General features: G+C 43.8%; 20 protein-coding genes. 18 read left to right on the forward strand and 2 right to left on the reverse strand.

Going from position 1 to position 21,622, the window contains the following annotated elements:
• Positions 1 to 39: 39 nt before the first annotated feature.
• From B5F27_RS07655 to B5F27_RS07675, 5 genes are all read left to right on the forward strand, one after another.
• Positions 40 to 528 carry an XF1762 family protein gene (locus B5F27_RS07655; RefSeq protein WP_087366125.1) on the forward strand — a complete coding sequence of 163 codons (489 nt, stop codon included), beginning with the start codon at positions 40 to 42 and terminating at the stop codon, positions 526 to 528.
• Entirely contained in the window at positions 494 to 1,762 is a 1,269-nt protein-coding gene (locus tag B5F27_RS07660) for a YodL domain-containing protein (protein ID WP_087366046.1), read from the forward strand. The genes B5F27_RS07655 and B5F27_RS07660 overlap by 35 nt, the downstream gene beginning before the upstream one ends.
• A complete protein-coding gene (locus B5F27_RS07665) occupies positions 1,759 to 1,989 on the forward strand; it encodes a transposon-transfer assisting family protein (protein WP_087366049.1) in 231 nt (76 codons plus the stop codon). Before B5F27_RS07660 ends, B5F27_RS07665 begins: the two co-directional genes overlap by 4 nt.
• Positions 1,986 to 2,834 carry a YodL domain-containing protein gene (locus B5F27_RS07670; protein WP_087366052.1) on the forward strand — a complete coding sequence of 283 codons (849 nt, stop codon included), beginning with the start codon at positions 1,986 to 1,988 and terminating at the stop codon, positions 2,832 to 2,834. The genes B5F27_RS07665 and B5F27_RS07670 overlap by 4 nt, the downstream gene beginning before the upstream one ends.
• A 270-nt stretch (positions 2,835 to 3,104) precedes the next feature.
• On the forward strand, positions 3,105 to 4,097 hold the full coding sequence (locus tag B5F27_RS07675; RefSeq protein WP_087366055.1) for a hypothetical protein: 993 nt from the start codon (positions 3,105 to 3,107) through the stop codon (positions 4,095 to 4,097).
• 88 nt (positions 4,098 to 4,185) lie between these two features.
• Here the strand turns inward: B5F27_RS07675 and B5F27_RS07680 are convergent, their stop codons facing one another.
• On the reverse strand, positions 4,186 to 5,829 hold the full coding sequence (locus tag B5F27_RS07680; RefSeq protein ID WP_087366058.1) for a relaxase/mobilization nuclease domain-containing protein: 1,644 nt from the start codon (positions 5,827 to 5,829) through the stop codon (positions 4,186 to 4,188).
• Positions 5,801 to 6,205: a plasmid mobilization relaxosome protein MobC gene (gene mobC / locus B5F27_RS07685; protein WP_087366061.1), complete on the reverse strand. Its 405-nt coding sequence runs from the start codon at positions 6,203 to 6,205 to the stop codon at positions 5,801 to 5,803. Before mobC ends, B5F27_RS07680 begins: the two co-directional genes overlap by 29 nt.
• A gap of 435 nt (positions 6,206 to 6,640) precedes the next feature.
• Here mobC and B5F27_RS07695 point away from each other — a divergent pair, with 435 nt between their 5' ends.
• The 13 genes from B5F27_RS07695 (at position 6,641) to B5F27_RS07760 (ending at position 21,587) form a co-directional block, all read left to right on the forward strand.
• Positions 6,641 to 6,946 (forward strand): DUF6870 family protein, encoded by a 306-nt coding sequence (locus B5F27_RS07695; RefSeq protein WP_242962125.1) that lies wholly within the window; start codon positions 6,641 to 6,643, stop codon positions 6,944 to 6,946.
• Positions 6,947 to 7,077: 131 nt separating this feature from the next.
• Entirely contained in the window at positions 7,078 to 8,799 is a 1,722-nt protein-coding gene (locus B5F27_RS07700; RefSeq protein ID WP_087366068.1) for a recombinase family protein, read from the forward strand.
• On the forward strand, positions 8,789 to 10,402 hold the full coding sequence (locus B5F27_RS07705) for a recombinase family protein (RefSeq protein WP_087366071.1): 1,614 nt from the start codon (positions 8,789 to 8,791) through the stop codon (positions 10,400 to 10,402). The genes B5F27_RS07700 and B5F27_RS07705 overlap by 11 nt, the downstream gene beginning before the upstream one ends.
• A 29-nt stretch (positions 10,403 to 10,431) precedes the next feature.
• Entirely contained in the window at positions 10,432 to 12,069 is a 1,638-nt protein-coding gene (locus B5F27_RS07710; RefSeq protein ID WP_158098211.1) for a recombinase family protein, read from the forward strand.
• The gene (locus tag B5F27_RS07715) at positions 12,066 to 13,706 is read left to right on the forward strand and encodes a recombinase family protein (protein ID WP_158098212.1); all 1,641 of its coding nucleotides are present in this window, start codon (positions 12,066 to 12,068) and stop codon (positions 13,704 to 13,706) included. The genes B5F27_RS07710 and B5F27_RS07715 overlap by 4 nt, the downstream gene beginning before the upstream one ends.
• Before the next feature lie 192 nt (positions 13,707 to 13,898).
• Positions 13,899 to 14,402 (forward strand): glycosyltransferase, encoded by a 504-nt coding sequence (locus B5F27_RS07720; protein WP_343214635.1) that lies wholly within the window; start codon positions 13,899 to 13,901, stop codon positions 14,400 to 14,402.
• A 35-nt stretch (positions 14,403 to 14,437) separates the two neighbouring features.
• Positions 14,438 to 15,625, forward strand: a complete 1,188-nt coding sequence (locus tag B5F27_RS07725) for a glycosyltransferase (RefSeq protein ID WP_343214636.1) — start codon at positions 14,438 to 14,440, stop codon at positions 15,623 to 15,625.
• Between the two features lie 28 nt (positions 15,626 to 15,653).
• Positions 15,654 to 16,841 carry a radical SAM protein gene (locus B5F27_RS07730; RefSeq protein ID WP_087366085.1) on the forward strand — a complete coding sequence of 396 codons (1,188 nt, stop codon included), beginning with the start codon at positions 15,654 to 15,656 and terminating at the stop codon, positions 16,839 to 16,841.
• The gene (locus B5F27_RS07735) at positions 16,841 to 17,428 is read left to right on the forward strand and encodes a hypothetical protein (RefSeq protein ID WP_087366088.1); all 588 of its coding nucleotides are present in this window, start codon (positions 16,841 to 16,843) and stop codon (positions 17,426 to 17,428) included. The genes B5F27_RS07730 and B5F27_RS07735 overlap by 1 nt, the downstream gene beginning before the upstream one ends.
• Positions 17,429 to 17,492: 64 nt before the next feature.
• Entirely contained in the window at positions 17,493 to 18,140 is a 648-nt protein-coding gene (locus B5F27_RS07740) for a glycosyltransferase family 4 protein (protein WP_087366091.1), read from the forward strand.
• A gap of 26 nt (positions 18,141 to 18,166) precedes the next feature.
• Complete coding sequence (locus tag B5F27_RS07745) at positions 18,167 to 19,336, forward strand: polysaccharide pyruvyl transferase family protein (protein ID WP_087366095.1); 1,170 nt, start codon at positions 18,167 to 18,169, stop codon at positions 19,334 to 19,336.
• A gap of 15 nt (positions 19,337 to 19,351) precedes the next feature.
• The gene (locus tag B5F27_RS07750) at positions 19,352 to 20,386 is read left to right on the forward strand and encodes an acyltransferase (RefSeq protein ID WP_087366098.1); all 1,035 of its coding nucleotides are present in this window, start codon (positions 19,352 to 19,354) and stop codon (positions 20,384 to 20,386) included.
• 202 nt (positions 20,387 to 20,588) lie between these two features.
• Positions 20,589 to 21,587 carry a Coenzyme F420 hydrogenase/dehydrogenase, beta subunit C-terminal domain gene (locus B5F27_RS07760; RefSeq protein WP_144066495.1) on the forward strand — a complete coding sequence of 333 codons (999 nt, stop codon included), beginning with the start codon at positions 20,589 to 20,591 and terminating at the stop codon, positions 21,585 to 21,587.
• Positions 21,588 to 21,622 lie beyond the last annotated feature (35 nt).

The raw sequence follows: 21,622 nt of genomic DNA on the forward strand, positions 1-21,622 counted from the left end.
CTGGCGGTGTCCTTTTTGTGAAGGGGAGATGATATGGATTTGTTGAAATTAGTACCGATAACTCTGCGTCAGGCAAACGCTTTTGTCCAGGCATTTCACCGGCACCATAAACCATCCGTGGGGCACAAATTCTCGATTGGTGTTTCGGATGGAGAAAAGCTGGTCGGTGTAGCGATCTGCGGCCGGCCAGTCAGCCGGCGCTTGGACGATGGTTTAACGCTGGAAGTCAATCGTGTCTGCACGGATGGGACAAAGAATGCTTGCAGTATGCTGTATGGCGCATCCTGCCGCGCTGCAAAGGCGATGGGTTACCGCAGAGTGATTACCTATATTCTCGAAAGTGAACCCGGTACATCCTTAAAAGCTGCTGGCTTTCATTGTGAAGGCCGTGCCGGTGGCCTGGAGTGGAACGGAAACCGCAAACCCAAAGACGCGGATCAATACCCGCATGAGATGAAAACACGATGGTCCAAAGAAATGGAGGTGGCAACAAATGCCGGAAAAACAGGAGAGGTTGCATCAATTTAATCCAACGGAATCGGTGGTAATGACTTCCGGCCAGCAAGCACAAAAGATGGTGGAGGAAGCGAAAAAACGGTTTTGGCTCAATCCAGAAGAGGAAAACCTGATTGTCACCTATGCTCAAAAATATGATGATCCAAGTCTGGCGAGCTATCTGATTCATAAATTGGAACAGGCGGTGTATAACACTGATCCTGTGGCAGTTACCAGGGCATTACAGGAAGCCAGAGATGAGATTGACAAATTTCCTGACCGGGAGATCGGCCTTTCGGAAATGCACGAATATGGATACCGGAAGGATGATATGTACCCACTGTCGCAGGATAAGGCGCTGGAGATGCACAGGCTTGGCTTTAAGGTATACTGTTTGCAGCCGGACGGAACCGCAGGCACGTTTTCAAGCCGGGAGATGATCGAGGAACATAACGGCATCTTCGGCATCCGTAAAGCCGACTGGGATTATGAGATGGAGCACCTGGATGACGAGTACACGGAGGATACGGCGTATCTTCACCCGCAAATGAGCGTCTTAGAGAAGGATGAAGCACTGCGGCTCTTTGATGCCGGTGAGACAATTTATCTGATTACCACCAACCCGATCCCTGTTGCGGCGACCATCCGTTTGGAAATCGAATATGGCTCTGACTATTTTCAAATTTCCACCGAGGCATTGGAGAATGTTAGACGGCTTCAAACGGAAATGCAGGCACATCCTGAGCTGCAAAGCCTGCGGGAAGCAAAGCTGTTGTTGGAGAATGAGGACAGATATGGTGTTTATCAACTCCGAATTTACAGCCCTGTTACGGAAAAGCTGCTATGTCAGGGAATGGATGCCCTGAAATACCAGGGAAATTCAGTTGAGCGTGAAAATTACAATCTCGTCTATACAAATCATCTCTATCCGGCTGATACGCTGGAAAGTATCTACGCCAGGTTTCACCAGGATCGCCAGCCGGATTTTGATGGCCCGTCCCTCATGGTCAGCGATGTGATTGTGATGAACAGGGAGGGGGTACGGAGCGCGTACTATGTGGACAATCTGGGATTCCGGGAGTTAAAAGACTTTCTGCCGGCCCTTGAAAATCCTGCTCAAAGACAGCGCCAGGCAGTGGAAGGAAAAGAAAAAAAGAAATCTGTGCTTCAAAAATTGCATTCCCATCAGGCAAAACAAAAATCCCAAAAGCAAGCCAATCGTCACCAAAAGTCGCATACGCAAAAGAGAGGTGAGCAAGAGTTATGAAAGTGATTCCGTTTGAACAAGACGAATACATTGTCATGGCGATGTTTGAAGCAGAAAATCGTCAGGCCACAATGCAGCAGATCGAAGAAATCCTGCCATTCATTCAGGATGATACAGAACTGGTGAGGATTGTGACAGGCACCATAGAAAAGATGAAGCGAATGCCGGATGCACAATTTGCACAGCTTGATCTGGAACCTTACCGCAAGGAGGACGGTGACGAGTGACCCTCAACCAGTTTGCAGTATATCAGGTCAGGGAAGAAGCGGCATACCGGCCCCTGCGTTTCCGTTCCTATGATGAGTTACTGCAAAAAGGCTACCGTGTTGATGTAAGCAATTACCATCAGGTCTACCTTTCTCAACTGGCCCCAGGTGATACTGCTGAAACGATTTGTCGGCGCTTCACCGGCAAACTGCCGCATACTTTCAAAGGGCATACCATCAGTGTCGGTGATGTGATTGTTTTGAACCGGACTGGAGAAATATGTGCCTATTTTGTGGATAAGGGCAGACTGATCGCACTTGCCGGTTTCCTACGGCCTAACTCCTCCGGCACTCTCGTTTCGATGGACACAAGTAACTACCGAATAGATGGTAAGCCAGGCACCTGGCTGGCCTGTGACGATGTGATTGTTGATGGTCGGCACTTCTTCCTGATGCAGAACGAGCAGATGAAGAACGCAGCCGCCTGTGCGGTGGTGGACGAAAACGGCAAACTCGTTGTCGATGCGGCGCAAAAATTTGATGAAGATACACTTCGTCAGATCAACGAACATCTTCACCCTCCGCAAGCGGTTCAACAGGAGCCGGCAAAGAAGCCGCCGCTTGAAACTTGGCAGAAGGCATTTGAGAATGGAGAGTACCTTCGTGCAGCCGAGATGTCTGAGGAGCAGAGTTACTCCTTCATTGATGGGCGGATCAACAATTTGCCACCGAAAAAAGAAAAAGAAGGCAAGCGGCCTTCGGTGTTGAAACGTCTCCACGAGAAGCAGGCAGCCATTGCGGTACGTTCTGGAAAACTTGCACCGCAGATGGGACTTGAGCAGGAGGCAGAGAGAAACCGTAAATGAGGATAGCACCTGGCCAAATGGCTGGGTGCTTTTTCTTATTGTGAAGAAGGTGCGTATTCAAATATTTTTTACATTGCAGTCATGAATAGTGACTTGAATACGATGAGGTGCGATAGGATAATAGGATTATAAAAAATGTTAATTCGTCAAGTTTTCCAGTTGGCGGATTTGGGCAGAGTTGAATTTGCAACGCATTTGTGGTAGACTAAAGCCATAATAGGTGTGGTGTACTCTATAGCCTAAATTTCTGCACAGAGAGGATGTGAAGGCGTGGAAGTAGAAACTCAGCTTGCAAAATTGATTCAGGTGACCAATGAAAAAGCCAAATACGATACGCAAGTCAAGAAACTTTTGGCAAATGAAGCGATTCTTGCTTGGATACTGAAAACCTGTACAGAGGAGTTTGCTTCATACAGCCCCAACGAAATCATAAAATGTATCGAGGGGAAGCCGGAAATTTCTGAGAAGGCCGTTCACAGCGATGAACTGGATGCAGAGGAAGCTGCGGAATTGACAAGCAGCGACAAAAGCGTTGAGGGTTCCAACACGGAAGATGCGAGCATCAAGGAGCATACCATTTACTATGATGTCCGTGTGAATGCCAGTGCGCCGGGCAATGGTCAGCCAATTCAGTTGATTATCAATGTTGAAGCCCAACTGGACACGGCTCCTGGATATCCGATTGAAAAACGGGCAATCTACTACTGCTGTCGGTTGATCTCCGCACAGTATGGAACGGTATTCAACCATTCGGAGTATGGGAAGATTCGCAAGGTCTACTCGATTTGGTTTTGCCCCAATTCCGCCAAGAAGCGTGAAAACACCATCAAGAAGATTTCCTTGGAAGAATCTTCTATGTATGGGGAACTTGAATCCCGTAAATCTGATACCGACTTACTTCAGGCGATCATCGTAAATCTGGGTGACCCTGATCAGCCGGTGGATAGTCGGATTCTGCGGTTGATGAATGTGCTACTTTCAAATAAGAAAGACGTACAGACGAAACAAAAAGTGATGCAGGATGAATTCCATATAGCCATGACGATGGAACTGGAAAGCGAGGTGTCTGAATTGTGTAACTTGAGCCAGGGGATCTATAATGAAGGAATCAATGTTGGTCTTGATAAGGGAATCGAGGGGGCGGTTGAGCTTCTTAGAGAGGCCGGTTTTGGCGATCAGGACATCATTGAAAAAATTATGAGCAAGTATCATTTAACTTTGGAAGCGGCGAAGAAATATGTACTTCTTCCCACCGCCGGCTGATCGGAACATCGATATTTGATTACGATGCCAGCACGCAGCTAACAATTTTGTTGGTTGCGTGCTGGCACTTTCTTTTTGCTTAAAAAGTTTAGTCAAGGGTGTGCTGCTCTGTGCGTACCGTTTCTTTTGCAGAGCCTTTGCCGAGAATAGCCTCCACATTGGAGCAGATCGTTTTCATCTCACTGGCATAATCCTTAAAGTAGTCGTAAGTCTCCTGCTGTGCCTTTTTCTGAATAGTCAGATTCTCCTTCTCCTGCTTCAGTGATTTCATAGAAGGAATCTTGCCGTCCGGGAACTGCGATTTCAAAAATTTCAAAGCAGTTTCATATAGTTCGATTTCGGTTTGGTGTTCCTGCCGGAATCTTTTTTTGTTTGGAGCTTTGAGCATTTCACGGTGAACATCCTTGCTTGCGAGATATTGCCCCGTATAGTGTATAAGCTGGTTGACGGATTTTAGTCTATCTTCCGTGTGGCGAAGCGCCTTCCTGGCATCTTTTCGCTTTGCGATCAGATCATCATAGGCGGATTGCAGTTCCTCTCTGGAATTGAAGCCGTTCTCCTGAACATAGGCGATGGTCTTTGCCATCTGTTGGAGATTAGAGACTTTCACCTTCTGCGCATAGGCTCGGCTCTGCTGCGCCTTCACATTATTCTGAAGATCAACGACCAGTCGCAAATCCGTCTTGATGAAAAGAATTTTGGCATACTCCGGGATAACCCCACCGAACGCTTTGAGAATGTCGGCATTATCGGATGTTTCAGGTGAGGAAGGCACATGTGCCTGACCAGCATTTTGCAGGTTTTGTGCAAAGACCTTCATCAAATAATCCCGGTCATACGCTGCACCCAACGACCGTCCAGTAATATTTTTTGTCCGTTCCGGGTGCATGTAGCTGAATCGCCCACGTTTATCGGTTACCCGGATTTTATATTTCTCCCAAAGGGTGGTACAAAATTGTACCAGCGTTGTGGAAGAACGCGCCACATCGTCAATGGCATCCCGCAGGTATTGCTTTTCTGTTTGAAATTTTGTCTTTGCCGGCGTCAGACCGAAAGCAATGACTTCCTGGTTAGTCGTATCCAATTCTTTCTGGCCGCGCTGCTGCGCCCAGTATTCCCGTTCCGTAACCTTTGCTTTGGCAGGTGACAGCAGATCGATCTGGTGCAGTTTTTCCCGTTGACATATTGTCATCAGGGATTTCTGCATATGTGTCAGGTAATCTCTGGTCTGGTGGTGCTTGTAGCCAGCCCGGCTGTCGCAGGGACGTTCCATAAACTCTTGCGGTTCCACATCCAACTTACGCAAACTGTTGATGACGATATGTACATGGATATTCCCGCTTCCGTGGCTTCCATCCGCGTGTGTACAGACCAGCGTCTGGTGGCCGGGGAAATTTTTCTTTGCATATTCGATGCCAATAGCCTGCGCACGTTCTGGGGTCAGGCCACGGTCGATCTGATCCTGCGGGTCAAAGCTGATGATATAGTGATGTGCTTTGATCTCTCCGGGCGTTTGGTTTTTGTGATATAGCTCGTTTAATTCCCGGCATTCTTCCGCGTAGGTGAAGGGATCGCAGTTGATTCCGTCCAGGATATAGCCGTGCCGCCGGATCATTTTCCCGTTTTCATCGAGAACGGGCTTCATGCTGTTTTCATTGTGTTCAAATAAGAGATAGAACAGAGCATCGTTGTAGTTGGCATTTTTACTTGTAGTGTGTTTTAAGATTGCCATGAATTTCACCCACCATCCTTGTCACGTCCACCTGCATCTGGACAATGGCGTCCAATGCCCTTTCCAGCTCTGCGGTTACTGCCTGGGAGTGCAGGCCGCCGGTATTAAAGTGTTTTGCAATTTGATTGATGTTATTGGACAGGTTGCTGAGCAGCCAACTGATTTTTTTCATTTCTTCCCGAAGCTCTGGAAATTCAGCCGTTACCTTGTGTGTGACCATAATCTTTCCGCCCAACAGACTCTTGCGAATGTACTCAGAGCGGGATAGACCCGCAGCGGCAGCTTTCTTCATCACCAGCTCTAACTCGATGTCAGTCAGGCGAAGGGTGATGATGTGCTGATGGTTTAATTCTTTCTCTTTTTTTGGCCTTGCCATAACGCCGTACCTCCTTAACTTGAAATTTGCCGCAGGCAGAAATCACGGGAACCGTGCCCTGTGCCGGAGTTCATCCGCCGCGCTGCGACCATTCTGGAATGGGAGCCAATCGCAAAATCGCCAGATTTGCCGGAGCCGAGGGAATGGGGAGCCGGAATCCCCATCAAGTATGCCCGGAATCGAAACCCGCGAAAGCGGGTTTTCGTATTACAGGGCGTATCTTGCTTTCGTGCTACCGGCCCCGTTGAAAATTGGCAAATTACTACGTTGCCCCTTCACTTCTCGGAGAAGATCATAAAAGTTGACAAGTCGTTCGCTTATGAAAAGGCGAAACAGCTTGTAGAAAGGCCACTGATTGTCTGAATTATGAAAGGGGGCAGAATGTCTTGCGCCCTGACAATGGTACGAGCAATGCAGGTAAGAAGGGAGCGGCCTATGAAAAATGCAAAAATCAGGAGATTTGAAACTGTGGATACGGCTGAAACGGAAATCACGCCAAAGCAATTAGCGGCAATGCGGAATGTGGATGTCCGCACCGTTGATAAAAGCACGTTGGTAGATATTGCAGATGTGGAAATTGACATGGCACTGCCTGACAGGGAGCGGATACAGGACTTTATCCGGCAGATCAAAAATCCATACTGCTATCTGGATCATGGGATCGTAGTGAAAGTCAGCTTTGCCGGAAAGCGCAGCATGGAGGAATCCATTGTTCACTATATCAACACGATGGAAGGATGAAAGCATTAAAGCTAAGGTTTCACACTTTAAATCGAAAAAGCACTGGACGATGCACAGAATATCTGGTATAATAGTCAGCGGGTAAGAAAATATTTACAAGAATCAGTGAGCCTTTCATCTCTCTGACTATCATGCACGATTGTATTGTGCTGTTATGTCAAGGAGGTGGAAGGCTTTTGTTGTCTTTAGGCAGAAGAACCGATGAGAAAACATATCGGACAGGATTATACTACCGTCTTTCCAAAGAGGACGGGGACAAGGTGGAGAGCGACAGCATCGTCAACCAGCGGGCGATGATTCGGGACTATGTCCGCACAAGAAAAGAATTTTGTGTTGTGGATGAGTATGTGGATGACGGCTACTCCGGTTCCAACTTTGAAAGGCCGGATTTCAAACGGCTGTATGAGGATTTGCAAAGTGGCGCGGTAAATTGTGTGATTGTCAAAGATCTATCGCGCTTTGGTAGAAATTACATCGAGGTCGGAAGATACCTGGAGCGGCTCTTTCCCTTGATGGGGGTACGGCTGATTGCGATTAACGACAATTATGACAGCGCCGACGAGCATAGAAACAGCGATGCCATCATCGTCCCGATCAAAAACCTGATGAACGATGCATATTGCCGCGATATGTCTGTAAAAATCAAAACCCAGTTGGAGGCCAAACGGAAACGGGGCGAGTATGTCGGCAATTTTGTGGTATACGGTTACCGCAAGGATGTAAAGAATCGGAATCGCCTGGTGGTAGATGAAGAAGCAGCGGAAATCGTGAAGCAGATTTTTACATGGAAGCTGGAGGGGATGAGCGACCAGGGGATCGCAGACAAATTGAATGGAATCGGTGTTGCCTCCCCACTGGAATATAAGTTGCAGAATGGGTCGCACATTTCTGAAAACTTCAAGCGAAACGAAACTGCGGCTTGGTCATCCAAAGCGGTGTTCCGCATCCTGCACAATGAGATTTATACAGGCACATTGGTACAGGGCAAGCAGAAAAAACTGGATTACCGTTCCAAGGAGATTTCTTCCATCCCGGCGGGAAGCTGGGTTCGCGTCGAGCATACGCACGAAGCCATCATTGACAGGGACCAGTTTGAACTGGTACAGGAACTTCTTCAGAAGGATACGCGGATTGCTCCAGGAAAAACAGAAGTGGAACTTTTTTCCGGCTATGTGCAATGTGGGGACTGCGGCAACAAAATGATTCGCCATTCCTCCACGTCGGGAGGAAAACACTATCTTTCCTATATTTGCAAAACCTACAAGGCGGATCGCAGCTGCTCGACCCATCATATCCGGCATGACCGGTTATACGGAATTGTTTTGGAGGCGGTTAAAAAACAGGTCAGCCTGGCCGTTGATATTGACCACCTGATGCAAACAATTTCTGATCTGCCGGTTCAAAAACGGCGTGTGGTTCGGTTGGACCGCCAGATGGAACAACTGCAAGAGGAAGTGGAACGGTTCAAACGGATTAAGCAAAATCTCTATGAAGATTATGCCGAAGGGGTCCTGAGCCGTAAAGAGTATTTGGAATATGCAGAACTGTATGCCGGTAAAATTGCTGACCGGCAGGAGGCCATGAAAGAACTGTCCAGGCAGCGCCAGGAAGCCCTTGGCGAGCAGACCGACAGCCAGTGGATTCAGCTTTTTAAGAAATATCGGAATATTACAGTGTTGACGCGGCCGGTCGTTGTGGAACTGCTCGATAAGATTGTTGTGTTTGAGGATGGACGGGTAGAAGTCTGTTTCAAATACCAGGATGCGTTCCAGGAATTTTCGGATGTCATAACAGTATATCTTGCAAACGACAGTCTGCCCGCTGAAGAAGGAGGGAGAAGCTATGCCGGTTAAAGTAGAGCTGCTTCGATTAGGCGGAACCTCCGCTCCTGCGAATTGGAAAGAAAAGAAGTCTTTTCGTACAGCGGTTTATATCAGTGCGAGTCGATGGGATCAAACCGTAGAGGATTCCAGCCAACTGCTTTCCAGACAGTCTGAACTGTGCCGCGCTTTTTTAAGAGAACACAGGGAATTCAAAAAGGTAGAGACTTATGCAGACCGCAACAGCAGTCGGGAAACCAATCGGGAATGGAACCGGCTGCTGGATGATGTGGAGTGTAGAAAAGTGGATGCCGTGCTTGTGACTTCTATTGCGCAGATTGAAGCCTCCTGCGGCATGGCTTGCTACCATGTGGGCCGCTTCTTCTATCCCGCCGGTATCCGCTTTGTCGCGGTTGAGGACGGCTTTGACAGTTACCAGGACGATCTGGAGTTGTATTTGAAACGATATGCAAACCGCTACGCTTCCTTTTTGGGAGCGCAGCGCCATGAAAGGCGTTTCAACAGAAATAAGGTGACCAGCGTTTCCGTACCGTATGGATATATTTATGTGGCGGGTGGGACGCCGGAAATTGTCATTGATGAAGAAACGGCTCCCTTCGTCAAAGAACTTTTTGCGCTTGCCTTACAGCATACCACTGTCACAGAAATGGCAAGACATATGACGGAGATCGGCGCACCTACGCCGGCAGCTCGCAGGCGTGCCCTATATGGGCAGAAGGTATCTGGAAGTGAATATTGGAAAAGCTCTGTGGTGAAAACGATTCTGAAAAATCCCTGCTATACAGGGGATTATGTGACGGGAAGGACGAAAGAGCGGTTCCTTGATGGCGTCAATCATTTTGAAAATGTGCCGTGTGAGGATTGGTTGGTTATCAAAAATCACCATGAACCGCTTATCGACCGCGAAACGTATGAAAAGTCTATTTCCATTATGGACAGTCGTCGGTTTGAAAATCATCGGGATAAGGCCAGTGCCCAGAATCCATTCCGAAATATGTTTGTTTGCGGACATTGCGGGTCAGTGATGACCTGCAATCGGGCTGGCAGCAAAAGCGGCAGGGCGTATGCGAGGATTCGCTGTGACGCGATCCGCTTTAATAAGGAGAGCCGGTGTGAAGCCTACGATGTGCGGATGGATGAAACGATAACCAAGCTCCGCGGGGAGCTGGCGGCAGAAATTTGTAAGGCAAACGAGGCGGCCAGTTTATTCCCGCAAATGGTTGGGAGTGCGTGGTATCAGGAAACTTTATCCCAACTCAAGGCGCGAAACAGTACAGCGGCAGCCAAAATACTGGATCGTTCCTTAACCAAAAGGGAAAGAGATGATCTATATAAGGAATTGCTGCGCCAGAAAGAAAAACTTCAAAATTTTGAAACCGCCTTTAGTTTGGACAATCCCTGGGTAAGCCTGTTTACGGGGATTGGAGATGCAGCAACGATTGAATTTGACCGGCAGCAGGTGCGGGCAATTTTCCAAAAGATTGAAATATATAGAAATGGAGAAATAAAAGTCCATTTTGTCCATGAAGAGTGGCGGGCATACATAGATGTGTACCTGGCGAAAGTTGGAGAGAAAGGCGGTGTAGATAAATGGGTAGACGAAACCGAACAATAAAATCAGAAGAGCGTGTGGAGGCAAGACGGTTGGATCAGGAATGGCGTACCGCCATTTATGCGAGACTGTCGATGGAAAATAACGGTCTCGAGGATGAGCGGTCGCTGGACAATCAAATCCGGTATGTGGAGGAGTATATTCAAAAGCACCCCTCCCTAAAACTCGTGGATGTCTATGTTGATAATGGATTCAGCGGTACGAATTTTTCGCGCGCCCAGTTTTTACGATTGATGGATGACCTTAAAGTTGGGCGGATTAACTGCATTGTAGTCAAAGACTTATCGCGCTTTGGTAGAAATTATCTGGAAGCTGGATATTACCTTGAAAAGATCTTCCCGTTCCTGAACATACGGTTCATTGCCATCAACGACAATTATGACAGTATGGATGAAACCAAGAAGGATAGCCTGATCGTTCCCATTAAAAATCTTGTGAATGACATTTATTCCAAGGACTTGTCCCGCAAAATCAGCGGTACAATGCGTATGAAGGAAAAGAAAGGCGAAATCTGGTACGGTGTGCCGGCTTACGGATATTGGAGAAAACCGGATCAGCCTTTCCGCATGGAAACGGATGAAGAAACAGCGCCGTATATAAGGCTCATGTTTCAGTGGACGTTGTCTGGTATGAGCTATGCAGAAATTGCATTCCGGCTCAATCAGCTTCAAGCTATTACGCCCACGATGCGTTTGGCGCAAAGAGGACATTATAAAGAGGAAAGCGCTCGCCTTCATACAACATGGGCGGTCACTTCGGTAAAGACCATCTTGCACAATCCAGTTTATATGGGGGATACCATATACAATCGCAGTTACCAGTGCGTCAGAGACGGAACCGCACATGCAAAGCGCCCAAGGGATCAATGGTTTGTGATTCCCAAAACACATGAAGCGCTGGTTAGCCGCAAAGATTTTGAAAAGGTTGCACAACTCCTTGATAAACGAAATGAGGCCCAGGCAAAGAAAATCAAGAACAATGCGGAAGTACGGGCTACTTCGCCTGACGTTTTAAGCGGGCTGTTCTACTGCGCCGACTGCGGAAGGAAAATGTTTTATTATCGGGATATTCGCAAAGGGAAGGTGAAGTTCTGTAATTATTACTGTAGCGGTTACCGCTATGGCACCAGAGAAGTGAGCAAATGTGAAAAAATCGAAATCCCGGATCGGCTTGTCCGGCTGCTCGTTTTAGACCAAATCCGCTTGCAAATTCAGGCCGGCTGTAGGGTTATGGAATTGAAAAGGCTGGCGGCAAAGTCGGATAAGGTTACCGCGCAGAAAAATGTGCTTCAAGAGCGAGTGAACGCATTGAACCAGAAAATGGTGGCCCTGTCCGCAAAGCGCCACCGCTTATATGAGGATTTTGCAGATGGCGTTCTGACAGAGGAGGACTATAAAGAAATCAAGAGTAAATATGATGGAAACTTTAATCGGGTCAGCAGCGAGTTGTTGACGACTGAAAAGCAGTTGACAGCGTTACAAAATATTGAAAAGCCGGATCGGGATTTTCAAGCACTGGTCAATCGGGTTGGAAATGCAGAACGGCTTTCTTACGAGCTGGCCCACGAAATGATTGAGCGCATCGAATTTGGTCAGGAGAAAGTTCTCCACATCACATTTCGCCATCATGATTGGGTTCAAGAATTGCTGGAAATGGAGGGAAAGATTTGATTGCGTTATATATCAGGCTGTCTTTATCGGATACAGATTTGGATGAGAAAAAGGAAGAAAGCAACAGCGTTGTAAACCAAAGAAGTTTACTGCGTGATTTTGTAAAAGAACATCCAGAGTTTTCCGGCGAGGAAGTGGAAGAATTTGTAGACGATGGATATAGCGGCACCAATTTTGAGCGCCCGGCATTTCAAAGGATGATTGAACTTGTGAAACAAAGGATCATCACGACGGTCATCGTAAAAGATTTTTCAAGGTTTGGGCGTGACTATATAGAAGTCGGCGATTATATGGAACGTATTTTTCCCTTTATGGGAGTTCGTTTCCTTTCGGTCGGGGACGCATATGACAGCGATTTGCACCAGGTGGGCGATGATAAAGATTTGGAGATTATTATGAAAAATATCATCAACACCTATTACAGCCGGGACTTGTCCAATAAAATAACATCCACTATATGGTCGCGAAGGGCCAGAGGTGAATTTGTATATAGTGGACGTCCATTCGGATATTTAACTGATCCGAAAAACTCCGGGAATATTGTGATTGACCCTACGGCTGGGAAATACGTCCGATTGATGTTCGACCTTGCCCTGGAAGGCAAGGAAACCGGTCAGATTGCAGACGAACTGAACAAGAGAAATATTCCCACCTGCGGAGTCTATAATCATGAAAATAATATAGCGGGAAAAAGCAGAAGCTGCGGCAGAAGCAAATGTGAAAAATATTTCTGGGACGCACAGAAAGTAGCCAGGATAATTTCCGATCGGGTATATGCGGGAATTTATGTCTCAGCAAAGTCGCGGGTTATTGTTCCAGGGTTTAAGAAACGGCGCAAAACAACACCGGATGAAATTGTCACTATCCACAATCATCATGCAGCGATTGTGACGGAAGAGGAATTTGATAAAGCACAGGAGATATTTCAGCCGAAAAGAATCAATTATGCAGCTCCGTATAAACGGAATCCACTCGGAGGAAAGATTGTCTGCGGCAACTGTGGCCACATTATGCAGTATAACGAACGTAAAATTATTGACTGCTTTTATATTTGTACCCTACAGATGAAAACGAGGAAGGATGTGGGATGCTTCAAGGATAGAGTCAATGAAACCCCAATCAATAATTTGGTTTTTCGTGAATTGAAAAAGTGGTTCCAGATTTTACATTCTATGGATACGCAGCTCAAAGAGCGGGAGCAAAAGACCTGGGAGGAAATCCAGATTCTTGGCAAAAAAATCGGCACCGCGCAAGCAAAAGTGAAAAGTCTGCAATCCAAGAAAGTATCATTATATGAAGAGTATAGCGACGGAAAAATTTCTAAGGAGTATTTTTTATCCGCAAAGGCTCAGCTCACGGATCAAATAAATGTATGGAGAAATACCTTAAATGAATTGCACGGTAAGGACGCCGCTTTGCGAAAAAGCCGTAACAAGCACCAACCGGAGTTTCAAGAACTGATTCAAAAGGTCAACCTGTTTGAAAATGAAATCATATTAACGAGAACTATGACCGATACTTTTCTGGAAAGGGTTGTGGTGTATGACCAATATCATATTGAAATCCAGTGGAAATGGAACGATCTGATTCAAGAATTGGGACTCCAACCGGCTGAACAGCCGGAGAAAAAAGAATAATAGAATATCTGAACAGAATCCCCCAAGTAGCTTTGCGCAACGGCTGCTTGGGGGATTTTTTTATTGGCAGAGACATTTTGGGACGATATGCTATCCAGTCCCCATAAGGTGTCATGTGTTGAACTGCCGGTGTTCCTCAAAATTTATTTTGATTTTTTCCCGTTCCCATCTTGACAAATTCATCTTTTGTACTTGGGACGGATCGTGCCAGAAAAAGGAGAACACTATTTGATCCAAGCATTCAAGCAGCTTGAGACAGATAAGAAGTTGGTTATTGCTGGTGGAGCATCTGATACAGACGATTACATGAAGCAGTTGAAGGAACTGGCATCAGACAATAACCGTATTATTTTTACCGGTTTTGTACAGGGAGAACTGCTTCAAGAGTTATACAGCAATGCCTACGTTTATGTTTTACCAAGCGATCTGGAGGGAATGCCGCTTAGCTTGCTTGAAGCGATGAGTTTTGGAAACTGCTGCTTAACAAGTGACATTCCAGAATGTACCGAAGTGATAGGGCATCATGGCTTTTCTTTCAAAAAGGGAAATGTGGAAGATTTAAAAGAAAAGTTGCAGGAGCTTTGCAAGCAAGAGTCAACCGTTCAGGATTATCAAGAAAAAGCCTCAGATTATATTTGCAGAAAATATGATTGGGATGTTATCGTGCAGAAAACACTGATGCTGTATCAAGAATAAAGCAAAATTATCAAAGGTGTTATATGAAAGTTCTTATGATTAACAAGTTTCTCTACCCCAATGGGGGAAGCGAAACATACATATTTAAATTAGGAGACTATTTAAAAAGCCAGGGACATGAAGTTCAATACTTTGGCATGGAGCATAAAGGACGGTGTGTTGGCAACCGCGTCAATGCTTACACCAGTGATATGGATTTTCATGGCGGCTCGAAGTTGTCAAAACTTACTTATCCTGTCAAGACAATTTACAGCAAAGAAGCGCGGGTTCAACTACGCAAAGTTCTGGATGATTTCCAGCCGGATGTCTGCCACTTGAATAATTTCAACTATCAGTTGACTCCCTCCATCATTTTGGAAATCGTGAAATGGCGCAAAGAGACCGGTAAAAATTGCAAGATTGTTTTCACGGCACATGACTATCAGCTGGTATGTCCAAACCATATGCTGAATAATCCAAATAACCATGAGAACTGCGAGAAGTGCCTTGGCGGTCACTTTATGAACTGCGTGAAAGGCAAGTGCATTCACGGCTCTACCGCGAAATCTGCCATCGGCATGATGGAAGCGGAGTTCTGGAAGCTGAAGGGTACATACAAGTACATTGATACAATGATCTGCTGCTCTGAGTTCATGAAGAGCAAGATGGACAGCAACCCAATGTTTGAGACCAAAACCGTGGCAATGCACAACTTCATCGACAAGGTGGAGTGGAAAGAAGTAGAAAAGAAGGACTATGTTCTCTATTTTGGCCGCTTCTCTGAGGAAAAAGGTATTGGGACACTCATTAAGGTCTGCAAAGAACTGCCGGATGTGCAGTTCATCTTTGCAGGCACCGGCCCATTAGAAGACAGCATCAAGGGTGTGAGCAATATTCAGGATGTAGGTTTCCAGAAGGGGGAAGCGCTGGAAAAGCTCATCCGGGAAGCAAGATTCTCGGTTTATCCGTCTGAGTGGTATGAGAACTGTCCGTTCTCTGTGATGGAATCCCAGATGTACGGCACACCAGTTTTGGGAGCAAACATCGGTGGTATCCCGGAGCTGATCCAGGTTGGTAAAACTGGTGAGTTATTTGAGAGCGGTAGCGAGGAAGACCTGAAAAAGAAAATTCAGAAGCTCTGGGATGATAAAGAGCGGTGTACTAAATATAGTGAAAACTGCAGAGATATCAAATTTGATACTGTTGACAAGTATTACAAGAAGATCATGAAGATCTACAGATAAAAGAGTAAAAGAGAGGTTGAGGATTAAAATGTCCAATAATAGTGAAAAGAAACTGAACGGTACGGTCATCGTTACTTATCGTTGCAACGCTCGCTGCTCGATGTGTAATCGTTATAAAGCACCTTCCAAGCCGGAAGAGGAAATCAGCATTGAAACCATCAAGAAGCTGCCTCGGATGTACTTTACGAATATTACAGGCGGCGAACCGTTTATCCGTACAGATCTGAAAGAGATTGTGCGTGAACTTTACAAAAAGTCTGACCGCATTGTAATCTCAACCAATGGATTCTTTACCGACCGCATTGTTGACCTCTGCAAGGAGTTCCCTCAGATTGGTATTCGTATCTCCATTGAAGGTTTGGAAAAGACCAATAATGAGATTCGCGGTCTGCAGAATGGCTATCAGCGCGGCTACCAGACGTTGAAAACACTGCGCGAAATGGGCATGAAGGATGTCGGCTTTGGCATGACGGTTCAGGATAAAAACGCTCCTGATCTGGTTCCACTGTATAACATTTCCAATGAAATGGGGATGGAGTTTGCTACCGCTTCGCTGCATAACAGCTTCTACTTTGTTGAGGCGAAGAATATCATCCATGACCGTCCGATGGTGGCGAAAAACTTTGAAAATCTGATTAATGAGCTTCTGCGTAGCAATAGTCCCAAAAAGTGGTTTCGCGCTTACTTTAACCATGGCTTGATCAATTACATTTATGGTCAGAAGCGGCTGCTGCCCTGTGACATGAGTTTTGATACCTTCTTCATTGATCCGTATGGCGATGTTATGCCCTGCAACGGTACCAAGGACAAGGAAGTCATGGGCAACTTGAACACCCAGAGCTGGGACGAGCTGTGGAATAGCCCGCAAGCTGAAGAAGTTCGTAAAAAGGTTCGCTGCTGCGATCGTGATTGCTGGATGATTGGTTCTGTCAGTCCGGCAATGCACAAGTACATCTGGAAGCCGGCCACCTGGGTTCTGATCCACAAGTTCAAGGCGCTCTTTACCAAGCATCCTTATAGTATGTATGAGCTGAAGATCTGCCGCGATTACCGTGATGGTAAGGTTACTAAAGAAGAACTGGATAAGTGCAGTACCTGTGATATGAATTGTGTGGTTAACAATGGTCTGAGTGAAGCTAGTCAGGAACAGTTAAAGCATAAGACCGGCGAAGAGATTGTGGATGCAGATATCGCACGGCAGATGGAGAAAAATTGATGAATATCCTTTATATCGCTTATTCATGCAACCCTTTTGCTGGGAGTGAAGATAAAATCGGTTGGTGTGTTCCTTATGAAAGTTCCAAAACAAATAGAGTTTATGTGATTACAAAAGAAGAACAGCGTGAACCGGTTGAAAAGTATTTGCAGAGCCACACACTTGAAAATATAGAGTTTTATTTTGTTGATATTCCAAACTTTTATAAAAAAATTTTCCGAGGATTTATGTATTCGGGAAGATTAAATGTGTGGAATAGGAGAGCTTTTCCACTTGCAAAGAAAATTTGTGTTGACAAAAAAATTGATATCATTCATCAAATTACGCCGATTGAGTTTCGTGCGATTGGAGACTATGGCAAAATAGAAAAAGCTAAATTTGTTTGTGGCCCGCTTGGCGGAGGGGAATCATTGCCGAAGGGGTTAAAAGACTATGCGAAGGGACATGAAATGATTGAAATTGTTCGTGCAGGGATTAATCGTTGGTATCGTTTTAAGTTGAGAGTTACAGGCAAACTAAATCGTTGTGATTATATTATGTTTGCGAATAAAGAAACACAGGAATTCCTAACAGGGAGACAGGGTTAAACTGTCTATAGGAATTACTCTTTAACAATGAACTTAAATAGGCTGAACAGAAAAGGAAATGTAAATGGAGAATTACAATATGTGTAATGAGCCTATAACTGAAGTTGCAGTAGATATAAATGATATTAAGGATACTGGCAATGAGAAGGATAAAAATGGAAAATGTGTCTTCTTGGTTGCCGGAAGAATGATATACCGAAAGGGATTGGATTTTCTTTTCGACGCATTGATGAGAGTTCCACAGAAAACAAAATATCAAGTTAGAGTTGTTGGTGATGGGCCTGAACTTGAACATTTGCGTAGACGTTGTGAAGAAAATTCCAATTTGTCTGAGCATGTATGTTGTATAGGAGCTATTCCATATATGCAAATGGAAGAAGAATATGCAAGAGCAAATGTTTTTATTATGCCAAGCATACGAGAAACAACAGGTACAGTCTTGCTTGAGGCAATGTCAAAAGGCATTCCGGTTATTACCATTAATAAATTTGGCGGGGCAATTTTATTTGACGAGAACACAGGTTGGCTTTATGATGGTTATACAAAAGAGGAATATATTGAAAATCTGAAAAAGGCAATCCTTGAGTGTATTATCAATCCAGACGAAGTGATAAGACGCGGGATGAATGCACGAAAGAAGGCTGAAAACTATACCTGGCAGAAAAAAAACGAAAAGTATCAAAAAATATATGAAGACTTGCTGAAAAAGTGAGTTTGAAGTATAGGAGAGAAGCTAGTATGGTTGGAGTATGCATAAAGTACATGCATGAAAATTATGGCGGTATACTACAAGCGTATGCAACCGTTAGTTATTTGGAAAACCAAAATATTGAGTATGAGTTGATTCGATATACTCGTAAGAAAACTGTGACGGAAACGTTGAAAGATATACCGCGGCTTTTTAATGCTGTATGGCTTAATAGCAGATATGAGGGTATTGAAAGAAAAATAAGTTTAAAAAAATATCCTCAATATGCAAAAAACGATGAAGTCCGTATGAAAGCATTTGCAAATTTCAAAAAATGGGCATTCAAAAGTTTTTCAGAGGAGTATGTTGGGTATGCTGCACTGTGTGAAGGTGGAAAAAAGTATTCAGCAGTAATAACTGGAAGCGATCAGTTATGGAGTCCGGCGGGATTGCCAACGAATTATTATAATTTGATGTTTGTTCCTGATAATACATTGAAAATTTCGATTGCCTCTAGTTTTGGAGTAAAGAAAATTCCATGGTATCAAAAGAAAAGAACAGCACACTACTTAAAACGCATTGAGTATATTAGTATGCGCGAAAATCGAGGAAGTGAAATCGTTAAGGAACTGACTGGACGGGATGTTCCTACGATTTTAGATCCGGTTTTCTTTTTGAGCAAAAAAGAGTGGCTGGAGAGAATTCCTAATAAAAAAGAAATTGATGAACCATATATTTTTGCATATTTTCTTGGGGCTACACAGGAACATCGGAACGCAGTAAAAAAATTAGCAAGTGATAAAGGAATGAAGATTGTTGCGCTTCGGCATATGGATCAGTATGTGGAAGAGGATGAACACTTTGGCGATTTTGCTCCGTATGATGTAAGTCCGGAAAGGTTTTTGAATTTTTTGCGGAATGCAGAGTATATCTGTACGGATTCTTTCCATGGCACTGCTTTTTCTATTCTTAATGAAAAGCAATTTATAGTATTTAACAGATATGCTGAGAATGCAAGCTTTTCAAAAAATTCTCGGATAGATACTCTGTGTATGAATTTTGGCCTAGAAGATCGGCGTTATAAAGGGGGAATGAATTTATCGGACATTATAAAAACTGACATTGATTATAAAGCTGTAAGTGAGAAATATAAAAAGATTAAGTCTGTAACGGACGAGTATCTCAACACCGTTTTGCGTGAAATTAAAAAGCGTGCTTAAAAGGAGCAATTATTTATGGCGGTAAGCAGTCATAACAGATATAGAAATTTGGACGGGCTAAAAGTTATTGCTGCTTTTGGCATTGTTGCTATGCATGTGTCATCTAATATGGGGCATCCCATTACATCTGAATTTATGACAAATGTTATAGGAAGTATGACACATTTTGTGAAATTATTTTTGATTTTAAGCGGCTTTGGTATGTGTTGTGGATATTATGAACAGTTTAAAAATGGCGAAATTAACCTTCAAAAGTTCTATATACGCCGTTTTGAAAAAAATCTTCCATTTTTTGCACTTCTCGTATTAATTGATGCGTTTTACAGTATAAAAACAGTTTTGTGGAGAGATGTACTCGCTTCTCTTACAATGGCCTTTAATTTGATGCCTTCGCATGATATGTCTGTGGTTGGTGTTGGCTGGACATTAGGAGTCATATTTGTCTTTTACTTTATGTTCCCATTTTATGTTTTTTTGCTTTCCACAAAAAAAAGAGCATGGGCTACTGTCATTATTTGCCTTATTTTAAATTGGTGCTGTTGTAATTACTATGAATCCATAGGTGAAACAGATGGTGCCAACTTTTTGTTTTTATCAGTGTACTTTGTAGTTGGGGGCGTTTTGTATCTCTATAGAGATTCCATTCAAGAAAAAGTAAGTAGAGTCCCCACATTTGCGGTACTACTGGTAACGGTTTTTATAACAGTGGCATGGTATTTAATTCCGGCAAATGAATTCTCTGCTCCTTTTACGTTGAAAACCGTTATCCTCTTTTCGATGTGGATGGTATTGGCTATATCGCATCCGATGAAATTGTTGGCAAATGGCATTACAAAGACGTTAAGTCAAGTAAGTTTGGAAGTGTATCTTTCTCATATGATGATATTTCGAGTCGTTGAAAAAGTCGGAATTGCAAACCGAATCAATAACGGGAATATCGCATACGTTGTAATATTGTTCTTAACACTTATATTAACAATTATTTTTGCTTTAATTGCTAAAAAGATGATTGATATTTGTTTTAGAAAACTAAAGAAGTCGGAGAGATAAATAGTGATTGAGATTACTGAGAAAATAAATTGCTGTGGTTGTACAGCGTGCTTTAATATATGTCCCAAAAAGTGTATATCGATGCAACCGGATGAAGAAGGTTTTTTATATCCAGTAGTTGATAAAAAGAAATGTGTAAACTGTGGTCTATGTGAAAAAGTATGTCCGATATTAAATTATAAGCCGATTGAAAAAAACACCGGTGGCATACATTGTCCGCACGAAAAATCAGAGTGATCTGATGCAAAGTACATCAGGTGGCTTTTCGACTCCGCTTGCTCAGTGGTTTTTTAGTAAGGGTGGGAGCGTTTGGACTGCGAGTTATGACGATAACTGGAATGTTGTACATAGAGAATTTACTGAAGATGGAATTGAATTCTCAAAAACAAGAGGATCAAAATATGTCCAAAGCTATTTGGGAGATACATATAAAAAAATCCTAGATGAGTTAAAAAGAAATCAGTGGGTTTGTTTTATTGGTACAACTTGTCAGGTGTATGGATTAAAGCAGTTTTTAAAAAAAGATTATGAAAAGTTGATAACAGTGGATTTGGTGTGCCATGGAACACCATCACCTAAACTGTGGAAAAAATATCTGGATTTTCAAACTAAAAAGTACGATTCGAAAATAACAGAGATCAATTTCAGAAATAAAACGTATGGATATCATAGTGGCACAATGATGCTTAGATTTGAAAATGGAAAGAAATATACAGGAAGCGCAAGAGTTGATTATATGCTTAAGAGCTTTTTTTCGGAAATTTCTTCTCGACCTTCTTGTTATTCTTGCAAATTCAAAAATGTAAGTAGAGTTAGTGATTATACAGTATTTGATTGTTGGCATATGGGTGAACTTCTTGGAAGAAAAGATGACGATAAGGGATATACAAATCTTTTGGTTCATACAGACAAGGGAAGTGAGATTTTAAAAGAAATTTCTAGTGCTTATGAAATTTTCCCAGTGAACATTCAAAAAGCGATAGGGTTGGATGGGATTATGGTTTGCAATTCGGCGATTCCAAATAAAAATAGACAGTATTTTTATGCAAATCTTGATGAACATGATCTGCCAGATCATATTAGAAAATATATAAAAATCACAAAAAAGGATGAATTGTTGGAGTCGATAAAAGGAATGGCATATAAAATGAAAGTAATAGAATTGCTCAGAAAAATAAAAAATATGAAAAAAAGAGGATGAGCAATTCTGGAGAAAAAAATTGGTGCTCTATACTG

This window comes from Faecalibacterium sp. An192, from assembly GCF_002160175.1.
GTDB lineage: Bacteria > Bacillota > Clostridia > Oscillospirales > Ruminococcaceae > Faecalibacterium.